Here is an 18,794-nt window from a genome sequence, read left to right as displayed (position 1 = left end):
GCGGCAGCTGATCGAGTGTACTCCTGCGCATCGGCGGCGTTAACGGGAGGATGGCTATTTGCCTGATACCAAACTGATACCAGACTGACACCGCTCTGGACTGTCCGCTTATGGCGCGCCTCCAGATACTGAACCCATCAATTGGAACCAATTGATACAACCTGAGCGATGGGAGAAAGGCGATGAACGATGGACTGAAGGGCAGCTCGAGCAACGATCCGCGAGATATCGGCGGCTCGCAATTATTGGGTCGCGGACTGAACCGGCTCGATTGGGCCGGTGAGAGCAACGAATGCCAGAAAGTCGGTGATACCGAATCGGGCAAGCGTGCCGTGCCGTACAAAAGCACGTTTTACAACGTGGGCAAAAACGTCACCATGAGCACGGTCACCAAGGAAGACTACGCCACCGAGACGTTTTCCTCCCGCGACGAGTACGAAAAACATATCCAGTTGAGTGTCGAAGCCTCCGGCAAATATGGCGCCTTTTCCGCCGGCTTCAAAGCCACCTTTGGCAGCGATATCAAAAAGCTCGAAGAGCGCGAAGCCGTGCTCTACAGCCACGCGGTGCGGTTATGGAAATTGACCTTCGAGGTCAACCCGGCCAACACGACTGACAACTTCAAGACGCGCATCGGCGAACTGCCCAAGGCCTTTGATCCGCGCGATCCGAAGCCGTTTTTCAACTTCTTCGTCGATTTCGGCGCCGATATCGTCAACGAGGTCATCGTGGGTGGCTCGCTGAACTATGCGATGACCGCGCTCAAGACTTACCTCAGCCAGACCAACACCCTTGATGCGATGGTCAAGGCCGAATACGGCGCATTCGTCAGCGGGAGCGCTTCGACCGCGATCTCGGAAACGATCAAGAAAAACGTAGCCCATCGCAACGCCAACCTGACCACCCAGGGCGGTACGCATTCGATCAATTTCAATGCGGTGGACCCGAGCAATTGCAACGCCGACTTCGGCAAATGGCGTGAATCGCTGCCCGATGATCCCAAGGTCGTGGAGGTGAAACTCGCCCCGGTCTATCGCTTCATCAAGGAAGGCGATACCCGTACGGCACTGGAACAGGCTTACCAGTGGTACACCAGTTACAAGGCGGAAATCGAGGCAAACTGGCAGGAGTCGGTGGTGGTTCTCGGTCGCTCCGATCGGCAAATAACCCCCAGAGGCACGGCGACAGGCCCCGCCCTGCGAATGGTGTTCATCGATAACAAAAACAAAGACACCAGCGAAAGCTTTCACTACCCACCCGCAGCAAATGCGTCCTCCACGGACTTTGAACAGTTCTGGGATGCACTGGCCCTGCTGCTCAAACAAAAAAGCGGCCACAAGTTGCTGATGGCGACTGAGCGCTGGCCCCGCGACGCACGCTACTACCCGACGCGCGCCATGCGTGAAGCCCTGCTGCTCAATGGCGCCAGCGACACGGCGCTCAACCGTTGGGACACGCTGACCAAGAACATGCAGCCCAACCCTTCGTCCGGCCTGACCTATGTGCTGGCCGGGAACGACTTCGAAGTGCCCGGCGTCGACGGTCTCATCGCCGGTTTTGGCCAGCCAGGCAAAGGCCTCAACCCAACGGTGAAGGTCAAGGCGCGCCTTTCCCACGACTCATTTGGCAAAGTCAAACTGGTGCAAACGGAAAAGACCGAGGAAGACCCGCGCACCGTGCTGTACATCGTGCGCAACAACACCGGCGACAAACCGGCACTGGCCACCGATCCACAAAACAAGACCCGCATCGCCATGCAAACGCCGGACAGGTACAACCCTGGGCAATTCTGGTACATGCCCGAGCTGGAAAAACCCTATCCCGAAATCAACCACCCAGTGTTGCTGATCAACTACGAGACGGGCACTTGCCTGCAAGGCATGTATGACCAGGCCGACTGCCGACTCAAACCCATTGAACCGGGTCGTCAGCAGGACGACGTGATCTGGGATCGACGTGGCGATGGGGTGTTTCATCTATTGATGGTCTACTACTGGATGGACGCCTTGTGCCTGACCCAGGTTGAAAAACGCGCCGCCGTCAGGCCTTGGCGCGCACCGCACGGCATGGACTGGTTGCGCGAACAGCACCACCCATACAGTTGATGTCGAGCAGACTCAGCCGATCCGGCCCTGGCGCCGGGTCGGCGGGTTTCCAACAGGCGATTGACCGCCTTTCCTGCAGCCCTCTTGCGTGAGTGGTCTATATACGATGCAAGTCTTCAACTGCGTTCCCTTTATCGGCGACGGCGTGGAATCGGCGCTCGATCCCCGCCAGTTTCCCTATCTGTTCAATGACCATGGGCTGGCGCAGCCAAGTGCCCAGGTGCGCGGCAACCTGATCCCCCTCAGCCCCGAGAACCCGACCCTGTCGCTGGGCACCCGCTACTCCGGCATCAGCTGGAAAGACCGTGAGGTGCCAACGAGCACTGGTTCCTACAGGATCAAGGCATTCGACTTCCACGCCAAGGAAGTGCATTACGAAGCCATCTGGGCAACGAAGGCTACGGCACAAGCCTTCGGCATGACCTTGCTCGGAAACGGCGAATGCATGCGTTTTGAATATGACCAACTGATTCTGGGCCAATACACCTACGGCAAATGGGCGGGCCACCAATCGCCCTACCTGGGGCCGGCGCGCCAGCGTGAGCTGCTGACATACAACCCGACCGACCTCGAATATCACAACTTCCCCCACGCATTTTTTTCCCGCTACGGGCGCCTGCCACTGGTAATCAGCGTCGCCCGCTGGCGGCCTGCGTCGAGAGAGATCTATCTGGCCGACCTGTGGCTGCGGCCCGGCGATGCACTGGTTCTACCGCCCAAGCATTACCCCGACATCACGCCCAGTGACACGCACGACGTGGAAAACTGGCCGGACGTCGTAGACATGCACGGCAATCGAAACTCAGCGCTGGCTTGCTGGTTCCAGGAAGGTGAGGACTGTTTGCTGACCGAGACAATCCTGGCCAATTCGACCTTGATGAATTCCCAGGTGGGCAAACCGCACTATCACGAAGAGAAGACGCCCACGCGGCATGAGTTGCCGGCGGACTATCGGGCGTGAAGGGTATGAGGGGCGTACAGATTCAGGCGCGACTGTTACGGAAGCTGCCGGGCGTCACGCCAACCACTTTCTTGAACGCCCGGGCCATATGGCTCTGATCGAAGAAACCGCAAGCCTGGACCGGGAGGGCAAGCCTTCTTCGGAAATCAATGAAGTTTATGGTCCGCAATTTCGGCCAACTTTAACGCGCTGCCGCTATTGCCATTGATTCTCAAGGTTCTCGCATCCGTGACCTTCAAGGACACCTCAAGCTGCTCCCACGCCGGACGAAAATCCCCTGTTTTAGATATCTTCAAATCAATGAAGTCCAGGGCATATTCAATGGTCCATCTGATCACAAGGCTATTTCCGCTTTTCCAGCCATGACTGATGCCGTCATCTTCAAATAAAACGCCGCTGGAGGAGCCTGAAGGTGCAGGAAAAATCACCAGCTCGCGATGCCGATCAAGAGAGGGGTCATTAAGCTTGTGGCATTCACCGGCCGGTATCGCAGCACCCCCTCTCACCAACAATGGCAAACGTTCCAAAGGCGCATCCAAAGAAACGGATTGGCCGCCTTCGTACCAATCACCTGTATGCCAGTCGCACCATCCTGTCGCGTTCAGGGGTAGCCACACCTCGCGCTCGCGTACGCCTTCCTCTACGACGCTAGCGACGAGGAGGTCTCGGCCCAGCAGGAACTCGTCGTTTTCTTCGAACGTTTGAAGATCGTACTCGTGGTCAAGAAACGTAGGTCGCAAAATGGGCTCATCCTCGTTACTCGCTTGCCACAGTAAGGTATAGAAATAAGGCATCAGCCTGTATCTGAGCCGAATGGCGTCACGGACCGCATCGGTAACCGTTGGATGCATCCATGGCTCATTGACGGTGCCATCGTCGTTCCAGGAGTGAATGGTGAAACGGGGATGCATCACGCCATTCTGGACCCAACGAACAAACAGCTCGGGATCCGGCTTATTACCGGAGAACCCACCTACATCGTGCCCCACGTTGTACAACCCCGACAGGCTCATACCCAAGCCCATGCGGGTGTTGTAGCGGATGGTATTCCAGTTGGTTCGGTTATCACCGCTCCAGGTCTGAACATAGCGCTGCATACCGGCACAACCTGAGCGTGAGATGAGGTAGGGCCGCTCTGACGGTGAGAACCGCTGTTGTGCCTCTAAAGACGCTCTCATCATCAGCAATGCCATGACGGGCCGGATATGTTTGATTGCTATCTCGCGCCCGAAGCCTTGGCAGCGCGCCTCGCCGTCCCACACTTCAAACTCATTGTTATCGTTCCACGTACATTCAATACCTAGTTCCAAAAGCTGTGACGTGACATTTGACTGCCACCAACTAATAGCGTCCGGATTGGTGAAGTCCAGATGGGAACCTTCATCGTCCCAGAAGACCGACCGCTCTGGCCTGTCGTGTTCAGAATCGGTAATGAACATCTTTTGACTGGCTACCTCGGCGTAGCGCGGATGGTCCTGCAGGAGACAAGGCTTGATGTTGGCAATCAGTCTGACCCCTGCATCACGGTATGCCTGAGCAAGCGCCTTTGGATCCGGGACTTTTTCAGAGTTCCAGTTGAACACATAGCGTTTTTCGCCAATGGACGTATACCCGGATGACAGTTGAAAAGAGTCACAGGGAATATCGTGCTGACGGCAGAGATCAAGAAACTCAAGCAACTGTTCCTGTGCATTTTCGGCATCGGTGTAATGCATGGTTGAGCCGCTGTAGCCCAGGCTCCATTTAGGCAGAAACAATGTGCGTCCGGTCAGACGAACGAAAGACTTCGTCACGTCCAGTATGCGGGGGCCTGCAAGTACCCAGTAGTCGAGGTCCCCGGCATCCGCTGTGTACCGACGATAGGGCCGGTGATAATTATCCAGCTCGTTACCCAGATCAAATAGGCTGGTGTTCAGGTTGTCATAAAACATCCCGAAGCTTGCGTGTTCCTGGTGCGTGATGACAAAGGGAATATGCTTGTACAGGGGGTCGGTACTCGCAGCGTCATATCCCATTGCATCCAGATTACGCATTTCAAAACGCCTGCCGGTGCGATTCAAATCGCCGGTTTTTTCGCCGAGCCCGTAGTAGCGATGTTCAGGCGCGCGAAGCTGGTAATGCTCTACGCCATCACCATGAGCGTTAAGCGAATACGCACCGGTGGGCCGATCCGAGACCAACGGTCTCCAGGTTTGGCCATCATGGTATTCCCACTGTAACCACAGCGGATGATTCACAGTGATGCGTAGTTTTTTGGTCGTGAGCACCAATCGATCCTGAAACTCTTCGACCCGGTACGCGGGCAAAGAAAAATCAGCGACAGACTCGCGGGGCCGGCCCTCCCAGGCGACGTCCTCCCGAGGCGCAATACTCCAGGTCCGATCCAGTGCCAACGTGCCTGCCCGCATAAGCAGAACACGCGCCAAACCGTCTTCGAGAATATAGATTCTGAATAGATGTCGGTCCTCAACCAGGAGCTCGATGTAGCCTTTTTCCTGGGCCTGTAACGCCCAGACTTTAAGTGATTTCATCGTGCACGCACCGCTTTAGGTTTGGAGGTTCTGTCTGCGATAAACAAAATCATGAAAAATGCACCTATAAAATCAAAGAGCCCCATTGCAATGAACAATGGGTTGAATCCTATTTTGTCCACGCTGACACCGATGATCAGCGAGAAAATAAAGCTGGCAATCCAGGCGCATGAGCCTCGCATTCCGTTAACAGTCGCCAACTCATCTCGATCAAACGTTTCGACTACCAGTGCACTCAACATGCACGAAATAATCTGGTGGCCAAAACCTCCGACGGAAATAAGCGCAATCGCAACATAGGGGTCTTCCACCTGAGTCATCACGGCTAACGAAAACATCAGGAACGCACCCGTGATTGAACTGGCGACTATTGAGTTCACCCGCGTGCATTTGAAAATCCGATGGTAAGCACGTGATAGATAGCCGCTTGCAATACTGCCGAGGTCCGCCGCCAGAAAGGGAACCCAAGCAAACAATACGATTTGCTTCAGGTCCATTCCTCTTTCATTGGCCAGGTACAGCGGCACCCAAAAACTCATCACTGCCCATGCGGGTTCTGCCATGAAGGCGGGAAGCGCGATACCGTAAAACCGTTTGTCCCGGCCAATCTTTTTCAACGCTTTAAAAAATGGCATTTGCTGGCCGATTTTTTCGCCGTCTTGTTGAATATGCTCTAACTCATTGGGCGATAAGCGCGGGTGGATATTGGGGGCGTGGTAGAGCCATCCCCAGACGGCGGCCCAGATCAGGCCGATCCCTCCTGAAATTAGAAATGCGCCCTGCCAGCCCAGAGATACATGGGCCACGTAGATGATGGGAGGGGCGAGCATGGCCCCCAAAGAAAACCCAACCCCGGCCCAGCCTGCGGCGATAGGTCGTTCTTTTTTTGGAAACCAGTCCCCTATCGCCTTGGCATTCGCAGGTGTAGCCGCTGCCTCCGAGGCCCCCATAAAAAAACGCAGAATCGCCAGGTGTACCCAACTCACAGCCCCGGCATGAAGAAGGCACATCACCGACCATATGACGGCGCATACCACGAAGCCGAGTTTGAGCCCGATAGCATCGATCAGCCATCCGCAGATGGGTTGGAAAATTGTATAAGCAAGTTGGAAAGAGGCGACCACCCACGAGTATTGTTCAGTTGACATGCTGAACGTGGTTTTTAACTCCGGCGCCAATATGCCTAATGAATTGCGAGTTATATAGTTTACGGTAACGCCGAGCAAAAACAGGGAAAGCATCCACCAACGCAGGTGAGGGATGGATTTTTGCTTGGCCGAAAGTCGAGCATTGCGTTCGATATCGATAGTCATCAACTCTTCGCCTGTCACCGGATTTTCCGGCGTTTTGTTTTTATTTGAGGCTTAACGCTATGGCAACGGCTCCTGATAGGTACAGGAGTAACAATGTATAAATTTACATTTTCCTCAATTATGGCGTGACAGATACCCAAGGACGCTAGGATGGGTGGCCTTTTTCTGCTATGAAAGCCTTTACATAAATTGTCTCAATGGATAAGCCACGATGGGAAAATTACGCATAGCGGAAATCGCGGCACAGACTGGCCTGTCCATAGCGACGGTGTCGCGGGTGCTTGCCGGTAAATCAAATACCCGCCCGGCGACGAGACAAAAAGTGTTGGCTGCAGCTCGTCAGCACGGCGTGATGGAAGACCTCGCCAATGGTCGTTTCCTGCTCAACGGGCTGACCATCTTCGCGCCCTCGCGCGCCTTCAACGTGCGCTCTGATATTTTCTACTACAAAGTTATCCAGGGCATCACGCAGGCGGTCGCGCAGCATGATGTCCGAGTCCGCTACTGTGAGCTCGAAGAGGTCGATAGCGACGCATTACTGTTTTTGGAAAAGATGAACCAGAAGGACACCGATGCCGCGATCCTGATTGGTATTGATGACCCGCACATACACCAACTTGCAGCCGATCTCAGCAAGCCGACTGTGCTGATCAACTGCATTGATCGCAGCATGCGCCTGCCCTCGATATCGCCCGACCACTTTTTAATCGGTCATTTTTCGATTAATTATCTATTTCAGATGGGCCACCGAAATGTGCTAACCCTCCAGTGTCTCAGGCGATACACGATGGACCTTCGAATGCGTGGAATTCGTGACGCATGGAAGGAGCAGAATCTCGAGTTTGTCGAAGCGAAACATCAAATAATTTCCGAAGGCTTCGGCAGTGCTGAATCTGAAGCGCGGGTGGCGGCCTTCATGGCAAATTGCGCACCTGACGACCGACCGACGGCCATCCTGGCCGGGGGTGACTTCATGGCAGCCGGGGCAGTTAAAGCACTCCAGAGTGCTGGCTTGAGGGTTCCTCACGATGTTTCAGTGATGAGCATGGACGGGTTCAACCTGGCGGACATCAACGATGTACCGCTCACCACGCTTCACGTACCCCGCGATGAATTAGGTGCAGAAGCAATAAGGGTATTAAGACAGCAGCTTTTCGAACCGCGATCTCCTTGCGGTAATCTTCTTCTCGGCGGGCAACTCATCACCGGCAGCTCAGTGCGGCGCATCAAGCACAGCGCCAAGCAAACGCCTGTCTATCAGAAGATTATTTATGATTAATTCATTTCGTAACGCTTATTTTGTCCCGAAAGGTGCCGCCCCCTCCTCCCTTCCATCCCCCCCACCTTTACATTGCGTGCTTGTGGAAAATCGCAGCTCAGCTTTACACAGGGCGAAAAAAAACCCTCCAGGCTTTACAGCGAAGAGGGTTTTCATCTGACTCTAAAGATCAGCGAGTAAAGAGTTTCAACTCCAAAAAACCCGCTTACCTTTACAACTAAATTTTATGTAGGTTAGAACGGAATATCATCATCAAAGCTGTCGAAATCCGGAGCCGGTTGCGGCGCGGCCTGTTGTGGGGCCGGGCGTTCGCGTTGTGGCTGTGGAGCCGACTGCTGTGGACGAGGCGCTTGCTGACGCGGGGCCGGGGCCGACTGCTGGTAATTGTTGCCGGCAGCTTGCTGGTCGCCCTGTGGACGGCCGCCCAGCAGTTGCATGGTGCCTTGCATGTCGACCACGATTTCAGTGGTGTAGCGCTTGATGCCGTCTTTTTCCCACTCGCGGGTCTGCAGTTTTCCTTCGATGTACACCTGCGAACCCTTGCGCAGGTATTCGCCGGCGATCTCGGCCACTTTGCCGAACATCGACACGCGGTGCCATTCGGTTTTCTCGACCTTCTGGCCGGTCTGTTTGTCGGTCCACTGTTCGCTGGTCGCCAGACTCAGGTTGGTCACGGCGTTGCCGTTAGGCAGGTAGCGAACTTCGGGATCCTGGCCGCAAGTACCGACCAATATGACTTTGTTAACCCCACGGGCCATAACGTTCTCCTAGGCTTCGCACGTGGTCGGGGCCGGGTTGTTCACCAGGCGCTCGAGCGTCGCACGATCCAATAATTCGGTGTCCAGTTTGATATAAACGGCCGCTTCGTCGGCGACCACCACTGCATCGGTTACTCCAACGACGGCCTTAAGGCGCTCGGTCAGGCCTGCTTCGCGGATGGCTTCGGGCGACAACGGCAAGCGCAGGCTCGTCACATACGGAGGTTCGCGCATGGTAACAGCAAAAACGAGCCAAAGTGCAGCCAGCGCGGCGCAACCCAGGAACACAACCGACAAACCGCCATGTTGGAACAACCAGCCGCCAAGGCTCCCGCCCAACGCCGAACCCAGGAACTGGCTGGTGGAATAAATCCCCATCGCCGTGCCCTTGCCACCCGCCGGTGAAACCTTGCTGATCAGCGACGGCAGCGACGCCTCCAGCAAATTGAACGCAGTGAAGAACACCACCGTCCCGATCACCAGGGCCCGCAGGCTATCACCGAACTGCCAGAAGAATAGCTCAGTGAGCATCAGCGTCACGACGGCGCCGAGCAAAACTCGTTTCATTTTGCGTCGCTTCTCGCCATAGATGATGAACGGGACCATGGCGAAGAACGAAATCAGCAATGCAGTCAGGTAGACCCACCAATGCTGTTCCTTGGGCAGGCCGGCCTTCTCGACCAAGGCCAGCGGCAAGGCAATGAAGCTGGACATCAGCATCGCGTGGAGCACGAAGATGCCCAGGTCCAGACGCAGCAGGTCCGGGTGCTTGAGCGTCGGGATCAACGCCTGGCGAGCCACCCCGGATTCGCGGTGCTGCAACGGCCCGGTGGCGCGCGGCACCATGAACGCCACGATCAGGATGCCCACCAACGCCATGGCACCGGTCGCCAGGAACAGGCCCGACAAGCCAAAGGCACGGGTCAACAAGGGGCCTACGACCATGGCGACAGCGAACGACAGACCGATCGTCATGCCGATCATGGCCATGGCCTTGGTCCGATGCTGTTCGCGGGTCAGGTCTGACAGCAGCGCCATGACGGCCGCGGAAATAGCCCCAGCGCCTTGTAGGACTCGTCCGGCGATCACGCCCCAGATCGAATCGGCATTGGCCGCCAACAAACTGCCAAGGGCGAAGACAATCAAGCCCAGATAAATAATGGGACGTCGGCCGATGCGGTCGGAAATGATGCCGAACGGGATCTGGAAAATCGCCTGGGTCAGGCCGTAAGCGCCAATCGCCAACCCGATGAGGGTCGGGGTCGCGCCCGCCAGATCCATGCCATAGGTCGCCAGCACCGGCAACACCATGAACATGCCCAGCATGCGGAAGGCGAACACCAGGGCCAGGCCGCTTGCTGCGCGGGTCTCGCCGCCACTCATGCGTTCGCTGTGGGGATCGTGCATGGAAAAACCTCATGTGAACCGGCGGCGATTCTACCAGTCCCATCGATTGAGAGGGTATATGGCGACCGTTTGCCGCGCAGTCTTCACGTATGGCTGAAAACTCACTTTCAATAGTGTGCATCCATCCAGTATTTGCCCGTATACTCCTACGTTTTCGACGCCCGCCGAGCGAGGCCACTTTGGACAAGATCCTGATTCGTGGGGCCCGTACCCACAACCTGAAGAACATCGACCTGACCCTGCCACGGGACAAACTGATCGTCATCACCGGCCTGTCCGGATCCGGCAAATCATCCCTGGCCTTCGACACCCTGTACGCCGAAGGCCAGCGGCGCTATGTCGAGTCGCTGTCGGCCTACGCCCGGCAGTTCCTGTCGATGATGGAAAAACCCGACGTCGACACCATCGAAGGCTTGTCGCCGGCGATCTCCATCGAACAGAAGTCGACCTCCCATAACCCGCGGTCGACGGTCGGCACCATCACCGAGATCTACGACTACCTGCGCCTGCTGTATGCGCGGGTCGGTATTCCCCGCTGCCCCGACCACGACATTCCCCTGGAAGCCCAGACCGTCAGCCAGATGGTCGACCTGGTACTGGCCCAACCGGAAGGCAGCAAGCTGATGCTGCTGGCGCCGGTCATCCGCGAGCGCAAGGGCGAGCACCTGATGGTGTTCGAAGAGCTGCGCGCCCAGGGCTTCGTGCGGGCCCGGGTCAACGGCAAGCTCTGCGAACTGGACGAACTGCCGAAGCTGGATAAACAGAAGAAGCATTCGATCGATGTGGTGGTCGACCGCTTCAAGGTCCGGGCCGATCTGCAACAGCGGCTGGCCGAGTCCTTCGAGACCGCGCTGAAACTGGCCGACGGCATCGCCCTGGTGGCGCCGATGGACAACGAACCCGGCGAGGAAATCATCTTCTCCGCACGCTTTGCCTGCCCGATCTGCGGCCACGCCATCAGCGAGCTGGAGCCCAAGCTGTTTTCCTTCAACAACCCGGCCGGCGCCTGCCCGACCTGCGATGGCCTGGGGGTCAAGCAGTTCTTCGACACCAAGCGCCTGGTCAATGGCGAACTGACCCTGGCCGAAGGCGCGATTCGCGGCTGGGACAGGCGCAACGTCTATTACTTCCAGATGCTCGGGTCGCTGGCGGCCCACTACAAGTTCAGCCTGGACGAGCCGTTCAACGAGCTGCCCGCCGATCAGCAGAAATTCATCCTGCACGGCAGCGGTTCGCAGAATGTCGACTTCAAATACTTGAACGACCGCGGCGATATCGTCAAACGCTCCCACCCGTTCGAAGGCATCGTTCCGAACCTGGAGCGGCGTTACCGCGAGACCGAATCAGCAAGCGTGCGCGAAGAACTGGCCAAGTTCCTCAGCACCCAGCCCTGCCCCGATTGTCGTGGCACCCGCTTGCGTCGGGAAGCGCGACATGTGTGGGTCGGTGAAAAGACACTGCCGGCGGTGACCAACCTGCCGATCGGCGATGCCACCGATTACTTCGGCGGCCTGAAACTCACCGGCCGTCGGGGTGAGATTGCCGACAAGATCCTCAAGGAAATCCGCGAGCGGTTGCAGTTCCTGGTGAACGTCGGCCTGGATTACCTGACCCTCGATCGCAGCGCTGACACCCTGTCCGGTGGTGAAGCCCAGCGTATTCGACTGGCCAGCCAGATCGGCGCCGGCTTGGTGGGGGTGATGTACATCCTCGACGAGCCGTCCATCGGCCTGCACCAGCGGGACAACGACCGGCTGCTCGGGACCCTGAAACATCTGCGGGACATCGGCAATACGGTCATCGTGGTCGAGCACGACGAAGACGCAATCCGCCTGGCGGATTACGTGGTGGACATCGGCCCAGGCGCAGGCGTGCATGGTGGGCATATCGTCGCCCAGGGCACCGCTGAAGAAGTCATGGCGCACCCCGACTCCCTGACGGGCAAATACCTGTCGGGCCGGGTCAAGATCAAGGTTCCGGCCAAGCGTACGCCGCGCAACAAGAAGCTGTCGTTGAGCCTCAAGGGTGCCCGTGGCAACAACTTGCGCAACGTCGACCTGGAAATCCCGATCGGCCTGCTGACCTGCGTCACCGGCGTGTCCGGCTCCGGCAAATCGACCTTGATCAACAACACCCTGTTTCCCCTCAGCGCCACGGCCCTGAACGGCGCCACCACACTGGAAGCTGCCGCCCACGACAGCATCAAGGGCCTGGAGCATCTGGATAAGGTCGTCGACATCGACCAGAGCCCGATCGGCCGCACGCCGCGCTCCAACCCGGCGACCTATACCGGGCTGTTCACGCCGATCCGCGAACTGTTCGCTGGCGTGCCGGAGTCCCGTTCGCGGGGTTACGGGCCGGGCCGGTTCTCGTTCAACGTCAAGGGTGGGCGTTGCGAAGCCTGCCAGGGCGATGGCCTGATCAAGGTGGAAATGCACTTCCTGCCAGACATCTATGTGCCGTGTGACGTGTGCAAGAGTAAGCGCTACAACCGTGAAACCCTGGAGATCAAGTACAAGGGCAAGAACATCCACGAAACCCTCGAGATGACCATCGAGGAAGCCCGGGTGTTCTTCGACGCGGTGCCGGCACTGGCGCGCAAGCTCCAGACGCTGATGGATGTCGGCCTGTCGTACATCAAGCTCGGGCAGTCGGCAACGACGTTGTCCGGCGGTGAAGCCCAACGGGTCAAGCTGTCCCGTGAGCTTTCCAAGCGCGACACCGGCAAGACCTTGTACATCCTCGACGAACCGACCACAGGCCTGCACTTCGCCGATATCCAGCAATTGCTCGACGTGCTGCATCGCCTGCGCGACCACGGCAACACCGTGGTGGTGATCGAGCACAACCTGGACGTGATCAAGACCGCTGACTGGCTGGTGGACCTGGGGCCGGAAGGCGGCTCCAAGGGCGGCCAGATCATCGCCGTAGGTACACCTGAGCAAGTGGCCGAGATGAAGCAGTCCTACACCGGTTACTACCTCAAGCCGTTGCTGGAGCGTGATCGGGACTGATTTCTCCCCGGACACAAAAAAGCCCCTGTCATCTCCGCGATGACAGGGGCTTTTGGATTTCTGTGGGAGCGAGCCTGCTCGCGATTAGCGGCGTGCCAGTCACATCTCTGCTGGCTGATTCACCGCTATCGCGAGCAGGCTCGCTCCCACAATGACCTCATCAGAATTGCGATTGCAGGTAGTTCTCCAACCCGATCAACTTGATCAGACCCAACTGCTTCTCGAGCCAGTAGGTGTGATCTTCTTCGGTATCGTTGAGCTGAATGCGCAGGATCTCGCGAGTCACGTAGTCGTTGCGCTGTTCGCAGAGCTCAATGCCTTTGCACAGCGCAGCGCGGACTTTGTATTCCAGGCGCAAGTCGGCGGCGAGCATGTCGGGCACGGTGGTGCCGATGTCCAGGTCATCCGGACGCATGCGTGGCGTGCCTTCGAGCATCAGGATCCGGCGCATCAACGCATCGGCGTGCTGTGCTTCTTCTTCCATCTCGTGGTTGATACGTTCGTAGAGCTCGGTAAAACCCCAGTCCTCGTACATCCGCGAGTGGATGAAATATTGATCACGGGCTGCCAGTTCGCCTGTCAGCAGCGTGTTGAGGTAATCGATTACGTCTGGGTGACCTTGCATCGCCCTACATCTCCACAAGCTTTGAAGGCTCTAGTTTGAACCAAGCTGATTGCCAGGTCACTGGCTCATCGCAACAAAAGCGAAGAAAATCCGAGAAAACAGGGTGAAATAACGCAAAAACCGCCCAAATGAGGGCGGTTCTGCTTCTCGTTTAGACTTAGTTAAGCTGTACACCCAGCGCTTTTGCGATGCCTTCTCCATAAGCGGCGTCCGCCCGGAAGAAGTGCTGCAACTGACGGTCAACGACATCCGACGACACACCGCCCATCGCGCCAGCGATGTTGCTGATCAGCAAGGCCTTCTGCTCATCGTTCATCAACCGGAACAGCGCACCGGCGTGGCTGTAGTAGTCGGTGTCTTCGCGATGATCGTAACGACCCGCCGCCCCATCGAGGGCCAGTGCCGGCTCGGCATAACGCGGGGCCTGCTTCGGCGTCTCGATGTAGCTGTTAGGCTCGTAGTTCGGTGCCGCACCGCCATTGTTGCCAAACGCCATGGCGCCATCGCGCTGGTAGGTGTTGACCGGGTTGCGCGGGGCATTCACTGGCAATTGCTGGTGGTTGGTACCGACGCGGTAGCGGTGCGCATCGGCGTAGGCGAATACACGGCCTTGCAGCATGCGATCCGGTGAAAGGCCAACGCCCGGCACCATGTTGCTCGGCCCGAACGCCGCCTGCTCGACCTCGGCAAAGTAGTTCAGCGGGTTACGGTTGAGTTCGAGTTCACCGACTTCGATCAACGGAAACTCTTTCTGCGACCAGGTTTTGGTCACGTCGAACGGATTCTCGTAATGCGCTGCTGCCTGAGCCTCGGTCATGATCTGGATGCAGACACTCCATTTCGGAAAATCACCGCGCTCGATCGCATTGAACAGGTCACGCTGAGCGTAATCCGGGTCAGTACCCGCCAGACGCGATGCCTCGGCCGGTGCCAGGTTCTTGATCCCCTGCTTGGTCTTGTAGTGCCACTTCACCCAGTGACGCTCACCTTGGGCGCTGATCAGGCTGTAGGTATGGCTGCCGAAGCCGTGCATGTGACGGTAGCCATCAGGAATGCCACGATCCGAGAACAAAATGGTGACCTGGTGCAACGCCTCAGGCGAGTGCGACCAGAAATCCCACATCGCCTGGGCGCTTTTCAGGTTGCTTTGCGGCAGACGCTTCTGGGTGTGAATGAAGTCTGGAAACTTCAGCGGATCGCGAATGAAGAATACCGGCGTGTTGTTGCCAACAATGTCCCAGTTGCCTTCCTCGGTGTAGAACTTCAATGCAAAGCCACGTGGGTCGCGCTCAGTGTCGGCAGAACCGCGCTCACCACCCACGGTGGAGAACCGCAGGAAGGTTGGCGTTTGCTTGCCGACCGACTCGAACAACTTGGCGCTGGTGTATTGAGTGATATCCCGAGTAACGGTAAATGTGCCGTAAGCACCCGACCCTTTGGCGTGCACACGGCGCTCGGGAATGTTCTCGCGGTTGAAATGAGCAAGCTTCTCGATGAGGTGGAAATCGTCGAGCAACAGAGGGCCGCGCGGGCCGGCGGAACGTGAGTTCTGGTTATCGGCGACAGGAGCGCCGCTGGCGGTCGTAAGCGTTTTGGTCTGGCTCATGTTCAATCTTCCTAGGTCGGTCTTCGAACTGCCGGCTAATCGGCTGGAAAGGAGTATCGAACATGTTAGTGACAGTATCCAAATTCATTAAATCATGGGTATCGATAGTAATTATCTAACAGCGATGCCTTGCCAATAGCGAAGCCAGGCAAAGCGTCATTTCACTTTTCGACCGGACACAAAAAACCGGGCACAAGGCCCGGTTTTTTGTATGTCGCAGTCTTACTCAGCGGATACAGCTTCACCGCTGGTAGCACGATCAACCAACTCGACGTACGCCATAGGCGCGTTGTCGCCAGCGCGGAAACCGCACTTGAGGATGCGCAGGTAGCCACCCTCACGGGTAGCGTAACGCTTGCCCAGGTCGTTGAAGAGCTTACCAACGATAGCTTTCGAACGAGTACGGTCGAAAGCCAGACGGCGGTTAGCCAGGCTATCTGTCTTGGCCAGAGTGATCAGCGGCTCAGCAACGCGGCGCAGTTCTTTGGCTTTCGGCAGTGTAGTTTTGATCAGCTCGTGCTCGAACAGCGACACCGCCATGTTTTGGAACATGGCCTTGCGGTGTGAGCTGGTGCGGCTCAGGTGACGACCACTTTTACGATGACGCATGGTTCATTCCTTACCAAACACAACGTTCGGTGATTACGACGATCAGGCAGTCGCCTTGTCGTCCTTCTTAAGACTTGCAGGCGGCCAGTTGTCGAGGCGCATGCCGAGGGACAGACCGCGGGAGGCCAGAACGTCCTTGATTTCAGTCAAGGATTTCTTGCCAAGGTTCGGAGTCTTCAACAGCTCTACTTCGGTACGCTGAATCAGGTCACCGATGTAGTAGATGTTTTCCGCCTTAAGGCAGTTAGCCGAACGTACAGTCAGTTCCAGATCGTCAACCGGGCGAAGCAGGATCGGATCGATCTCGTCTTCCTGCTCAACAACCACTGGCTCACTGTCACCTTTGAGGTCGACGAACGCAGCCAACTGCTGTTGCAGGATGGTTGCAGCGCGGCGAATGGCCTCTTCAGGATCCAGGGTACCGTTGGTTTCCAGATCAATAACCAGCTTGTCCAGGTTGGTACGCTGTTCGACACGGGCGTTTTCCACCACGTATGCGATACGGCGAACCGGGCTGAACGAAGAGTCAAGCTGCAAGCGACCGATGCTGCGGCTTTCGTCTTCATCGCTCTGACGCGAGTCTGCCGGTTCATAACCACGACCACGAGCTACGGTGAGCTTCATGTTCAGGGCGCCGTTAGACGCCAGGTTAGCGATTACGTGATCGGGGTTAACGATCTCGACATCATGATCCAGCTGAATATCGGCAGCGGTAACCACCCCCGAACCCTTCTTCGACAAGGTCAGCGTAACTTCGTCACGACCGTGCAGCTTGATAGCCAGACCTTTAAGGTTCAACAGGATTTCAATTACGTCTTCCTGTACACCTTCGATGGCGCTGTACTCGTGGAGCACACCGTCAATCTCGGCCTCGACTACTGCACAGCCGGGCATAGAGGACAACAAGATGCGTCGCAGCGCGTTGCCCAGGGTGTGGCCGAAACCACGCTCGAGAGGCTCGAGTGTGATCTTGGCGCGGGTTGGACTGACAACCTGCACATCAATATGGCGGGGTGTCAGGAACTCATTTACCGAAATCTGCATGGATGCACCTATTTTCTAGCCCTTACTTGGAGTAGAGCTCGACAATCAGGCTTTCGTTGATGTCGGCGGACAGATCACTGCGAGCAGGAACGTTCTTGAAAACGCCCGACTTCTTCTCAGTGTCTACTTCTACCCATTCTACGCGGCCACGTTGGGCACACAGATCGAGAGCTTGGACAATGCGAAGTTGGTTTTTTGCTTTCTCGCGAACAGCAACCACGTCACCAGCACGAACCTGGTAGGACGGAACGTTTACGGTCTGACCGTTAACGCTGATCGACTTGTGCGATACCAGCTGACGAGATTCGGCACGAGTAGAACCGAAACCCATACGGTATACAACGTTGTCCAGACGGCATTCGAGCAGTTGCAACAGGTTTTCGCCGGTTGCACCTTTCCTGCCAGCAGCTTCTTTGTAGTAGCCGCTGAATTGACGCTCGAGAACGCCGTAGATACGACGGACCTTCTGCTTTTCACGCAGTTGGGTGCCGTAATCGGACTGGCGACCGCGGCGTTGGCCGTGGATACCAGGTGCTGCTTCAATGTTGCACTTCGATTCGATCGCGCGCACGCCGCTCTTCAGAAAGAGATCGGTGCCTTCGCGACGAGCGAGTTTGCATTTTGGACCAATGTAACGAGCCATTCTTTACAATCTCCTGGATTACACGCGGCGCTTCTTCGGCGGACGGCACCCGTTGTGCGGGATTGGCGTCACGTCGGTGATGCTGGCGATCTTGTAGCCACAGCCGTTCAAAGCGCGGACTGCGGATTCACGACCTGGACCTGGACCTTTGACATTGACGTCGAGGTTTTTCAGGCCGTATTCCAGCGCAGCTTGACCAGCACGCTCAGCAGCTACTTGAGCAGCGAACGGGGTGGACTTGCGGGAACCGCGGAAACCCGAACCACCGGAGGTAGCCCAGGAAAGAGCGTTACCTTGACGGTCGGTAATGGTCACGATGGTGTTGTTAAAAGAAGCATGGATGTGGGCGATGCCATCAACCACTGTCTTTTTAACTTTTTTACGAGGACGAGCAGCAGGTTTTGCCATGATTAAATTCCTGTCGATTCGCTGGGGCGATTACTTGCGGATCGGCTTACGCGGACCTTTACGGGTACGCGCGTTGGTCTTGGTACGCTGACCGCGTACTGGAAGACCACGACGATGACGCAGACCGCGATAGCAACCGAGGTCCATCAAGCGCTTGATTTTCATGTTGATTTCGCGACGCAGGTCACCTTCAGTGGTGAACTTCGCCACTTCGCCACGCAGCTGTTCAATCTGCTCGTCGCTCAGATCTTTGATCTTTGCCGCTGGGTTGACCCCAGTCACTGCACAAATTTTCTGTGCAGTAGTGCGACCAACACCATAGATGTAGGTCAGCGAGATAACAGTATGCTTGTTATCTGGAATGTTAACGCCTGCAATACGGGCCATTCAGTGGGACTCCAATTGACAGCTACCTACGCCCCGGAAGCCAAGAAATAGGGCGCGAGATAATATCGCTGTAATAACAAATAATCAACCCGGCAGCGCACTAG

At 56.7% G+C, this 18,794-nt stretch carries 15 protein-coding genes and 1 pseudogene; 4 read left to right on the top strand and 12 right to left on the bottom strand.

Annotated elements, in window-relative coordinates; genetic code table 11:
- The first annotated feature begins 182 nt into the window (after window positions 1-182).
- Window positions 183-2,105 (top strand): MAC/perforin domain-containing protein, encoded by a 1,923-nt coding sequence (locus ACA047_RS03295; RefSeq protein ID WP_497356638.1) that lies wholly within the window; start codon window positions 183-185, stop codon window positions 2,103-2,105.
- A gap of 106 nt (window positions 2,106-2,211) precedes the next feature.
- Window positions 2,212-3,066 (top strand): hypothetical protein, encoded by an 855-nt coding sequence (locus tag ACA047_RS03290; protein WP_497356636.1) that lies wholly within the window; start codon window positions 2,212-2,214, stop codon window positions 3,064-3,066.
- Between the two features lie 22 nt (window positions 3,067-3,088).
- Here ACA047_RS03290 and ACA047_RS03285 read toward each other — a convergent pair.
- The 3 genes and pseudogenes from ACA047_RS03285 to ACA047_RS03275 form a co-directional block, all read right to left on the bottom strand.
- Window positions 3,089-3,181 (bottom strand): annotated as a pseudogene (locus ACA047_RS03285) (helix-turn-helix domain-containing protein); the annotation flags it as partial.
- 31 nt (window positions 3,182-3,212) lie between these two features.
- Window positions 3,213-5,597, bottom strand: coding sequence for a glycoside hydrolase family 31 protein (locus tag ACA047_RS03280; protein ID WP_497356634.1), 2,385 nt, complete (start codon window positions 5,595-5,597; stop codon window positions 3,213-3,215).
- Window positions 5,594-6,910: an MFS transporter gene (locus ACA047_RS03275; protein ID WP_497356632.1), complete on the bottom strand. Its 1,317-nt coding sequence runs from the start codon at window positions 6,908-6,910 to the stop codon at window positions 5,594-5,596. The genes ACA047_RS03280 and ACA047_RS03275 overlap by 4 nt, the downstream gene beginning before the upstream one ends.
- Before the next feature lie 211 nt (window positions 6,911-7,121).
- Here ACA047_RS03275 and ACA047_RS03270 point away from each other — a divergent pair, with 211 nt between their 5' ends.
- A complete protein-coding gene (locus ACA047_RS03270; protein ID WP_497356630.1) occupies window positions 7,122-8,189 on the top strand; it encodes a LacI family DNA-binding transcriptional regulator in 1,068 nt (355 codons plus the stop codon).
- Window positions 8,190-8,422: 233 nt separating this feature from the next.
- On the opposite strand, the gene ACA047_RS03265 is transcribed toward ACA047_RS03270, so the two are convergent.
- Complete coding sequence (locus ACA047_RS03265; protein ID WP_497356628.1) at window positions 8,423-8,947, bottom strand: single-stranded DNA-binding protein; 525 nt, start codon at window positions 8,945-8,947, stop codon at window positions 8,423-8,425.
- Between the two features lie 9 nt (window positions 8,948-8,956).
- Window positions 8,957-10,354 carry an MFS transporter gene (locus ACA047_RS03260; RefSeq protein WP_497356626.1) on the bottom strand — a complete coding sequence of 466 codons (1,398 nt, stop codon included), beginning with the start codon at window positions 10,352-10,354 and terminating at the stop codon, window positions 8,957-8,959.
- Between the two features lie 179 nt (window positions 10,355-10,533).
- Between ACA047_RS03260 and uvrA the strand changes: the two genes are divergently transcribed.
- Window positions 10,534-13,368, top strand: a complete 2,835-nt coding sequence (gene uvrA / locus ACA047_RS03255; RefSeq protein ID WP_497356624.1) for an excinuclease ABC subunit UvrA — start codon at window positions 10,534-10,536, stop codon at window positions 13,366-13,368.
- A 160-nt stretch (window positions 13,369-13,528) separates the two neighbouring features.
- Here the strand turns inward: uvrA and bfr are convergent, their stop codons facing one another.
- From bfr to rpsM, 7 genes are all read right to left on the bottom strand, one after another.
- Window positions 13,529-13,993, bottom strand: coding sequence for a bacterioferritin (gene bfr / locus ACA047_RS03250; RefSeq protein ID WP_497356622.1), 465 nt, complete (start codon window positions 13,991-13,993; stop codon window positions 13,529-13,531).
- Window positions 13,994-14,150: 157 nt separating this feature from the next.
- Window positions 14,151-15,599 carry a catalase gene (locus ACA047_RS03245; RefSeq protein WP_497356620.1) on the bottom strand — a complete coding sequence of 483 codons (1,449 nt, stop codon included), beginning with the start codon at window positions 15,597-15,599 and terminating at the stop codon, window positions 14,151-14,153.
- 222 nt (window positions 15,600-15,821) lie between these two features.
- On the bottom strand, window positions 15,822-16,208 hold the full coding sequence (gene rplQ, locus ACA047_RS03240; protein WP_003186009.1) for a 50S ribosomal protein L17: 387 nt from the start codon (window positions 16,206-16,208) through the stop codon (window positions 15,822-15,824).
- A gap of 42 nt (window positions 16,209-16,250) precedes the next feature.
- On the bottom strand, window positions 16,251-17,252 hold the full coding sequence (locus ACA047_RS03235; RefSeq protein ID WP_003186012.1) for a DNA-directed RNA polymerase subunit alpha: 1,002 nt from the start codon (window positions 17,250-17,252) through the stop codon (window positions 16,251-16,253).
- Window positions 17,253-17,274: 22 nt separating this feature from the next.
- On the bottom strand, window positions 17,275-17,895 hold the full coding sequence (rpsD, locus tag ACA047_RS03230; protein ID WP_497356618.1) for a 30S ribosomal protein S4: 621 nt from the start codon (window positions 17,893-17,895) through the stop codon (window positions 17,275-17,277).
- An 18-nt stretch (window positions 17,896-17,913) separates the two neighbouring features.
- Entirely contained in the window at window positions 17,914-18,303 is a 390-nt protein-coding gene (gene rpsK, locus ACA047_RS03225) for a 30S ribosomal protein S11 (RefSeq protein ID WP_002555466.1), read from the bottom strand.
- A 30-nt stretch (window positions 18,304-18,333) separates the two neighbouring features.
- Entirely contained in the window at window positions 18,334-18,690 is a 357-nt protein-coding gene (gene rpsM / locus ACA047_RS03220) for a 30S ribosomal protein S13 (RefSeq protein WP_003186020.1), read from the bottom strand.
- Window positions 18,691-18,794 lie beyond the last annotated feature (104 nt).

It is taken from the genome of Pseudomonas sp. LBUM1664, assembly GCF_059695895.1.
This window is presented reverse-complemented; position numbering and strand designations above follow the sequence as displayed.

Coding starts and splice junctions, on each gene's coding strand:
- ACA047_RS03295 (WP_497356638.1), top strand. CDS start 183: ATGAACGATGGACTGAAGGGCAGCTCGAGCAACGATCCGCGAGATATC.
- ACA047_RS03290 (WP_497356636.1), top strand. CDS start 2,212: ATGCAAGTCTTCAACTGCGTTCCCTTTATCGGCGACGGCGTGGAATCG.
- ACA047_RS03280 (WP_497356634.1), bottom strand. CDS start 5,597: ATGAAATCACTTAAAGTCTGGGCGTTACAGGCCCAGGAAAAAGGCTAC.
- ACA047_RS03275 (WP_497356632.1), bottom strand. CDS start 6,910: ATGACTATCGATATCGAACGCAATGCTCGACTTTCGGCCAAGCAAAAA.
- ACA047_RS03270 (WP_497356630.1), top strand. CDS start 7,122: ATGGGAAAATTACGCATAGCGGAAATCGCGGCACAGACTGGCCTGTCC.
- ACA047_RS03265 (WP_497356628.1), bottom strand. CDS start 8,947: ATGGCCCGTGGGGTTAACAAAGTCATATTGGTCGGTACTTGCGGCCAG.
- ACA047_RS03260 (WP_497356626.1), bottom strand. CDS start 10,354: ATGCACGATCCCCACAGCGAACGCATGAGTGGCGGCGAGACCCGCGCA.
- bfr (WP_497356622.1), bottom strand. CDS start 13,993: ATGCAAGGTCACCCAGACGTAATCGATTACCTCAACACGCTGCTGACA.
- ACA047_RS03245 (WP_497356620.1), bottom strand. CDS start 15,599: ATGAGCCAGACCAAAACGCTTACGACCGCCAGCGGCGCTCCTGTCGCC.
- rplQ (WP_003186009.1), bottom strand. CDS start 16,208: ATGCGTCATCGTAAAAGTGGTCGTCACCTGAGCCGCACCAGCTCACAC.
- ACA047_RS03235 (WP_003186012.1), bottom strand. CDS start 17,252: ATGCAGATTTCGGTAAATGAGTTCCTGACACCCCGCCATATTGATGTG.
- rpsD (WP_497356618.1), bottom strand. CDS start 17,895: ATGGCTCGTTACATTGGTCCAAAATGCAAACTCGCTCGTCGCGAAGGC.
- rpsK (WP_002555466.1), bottom strand. CDS start 18,303: ATGGCAAAACCTGCTGCTCGTCCTCGTAAAAAAGTTAAAAAGACAGTG.
- rpsM (WP_003186020.1), bottom strand. CDS start 18,690: ATGGCCCGTATTGCAGGCGTTAACATTCCAGATAACAAGCATACTGTT.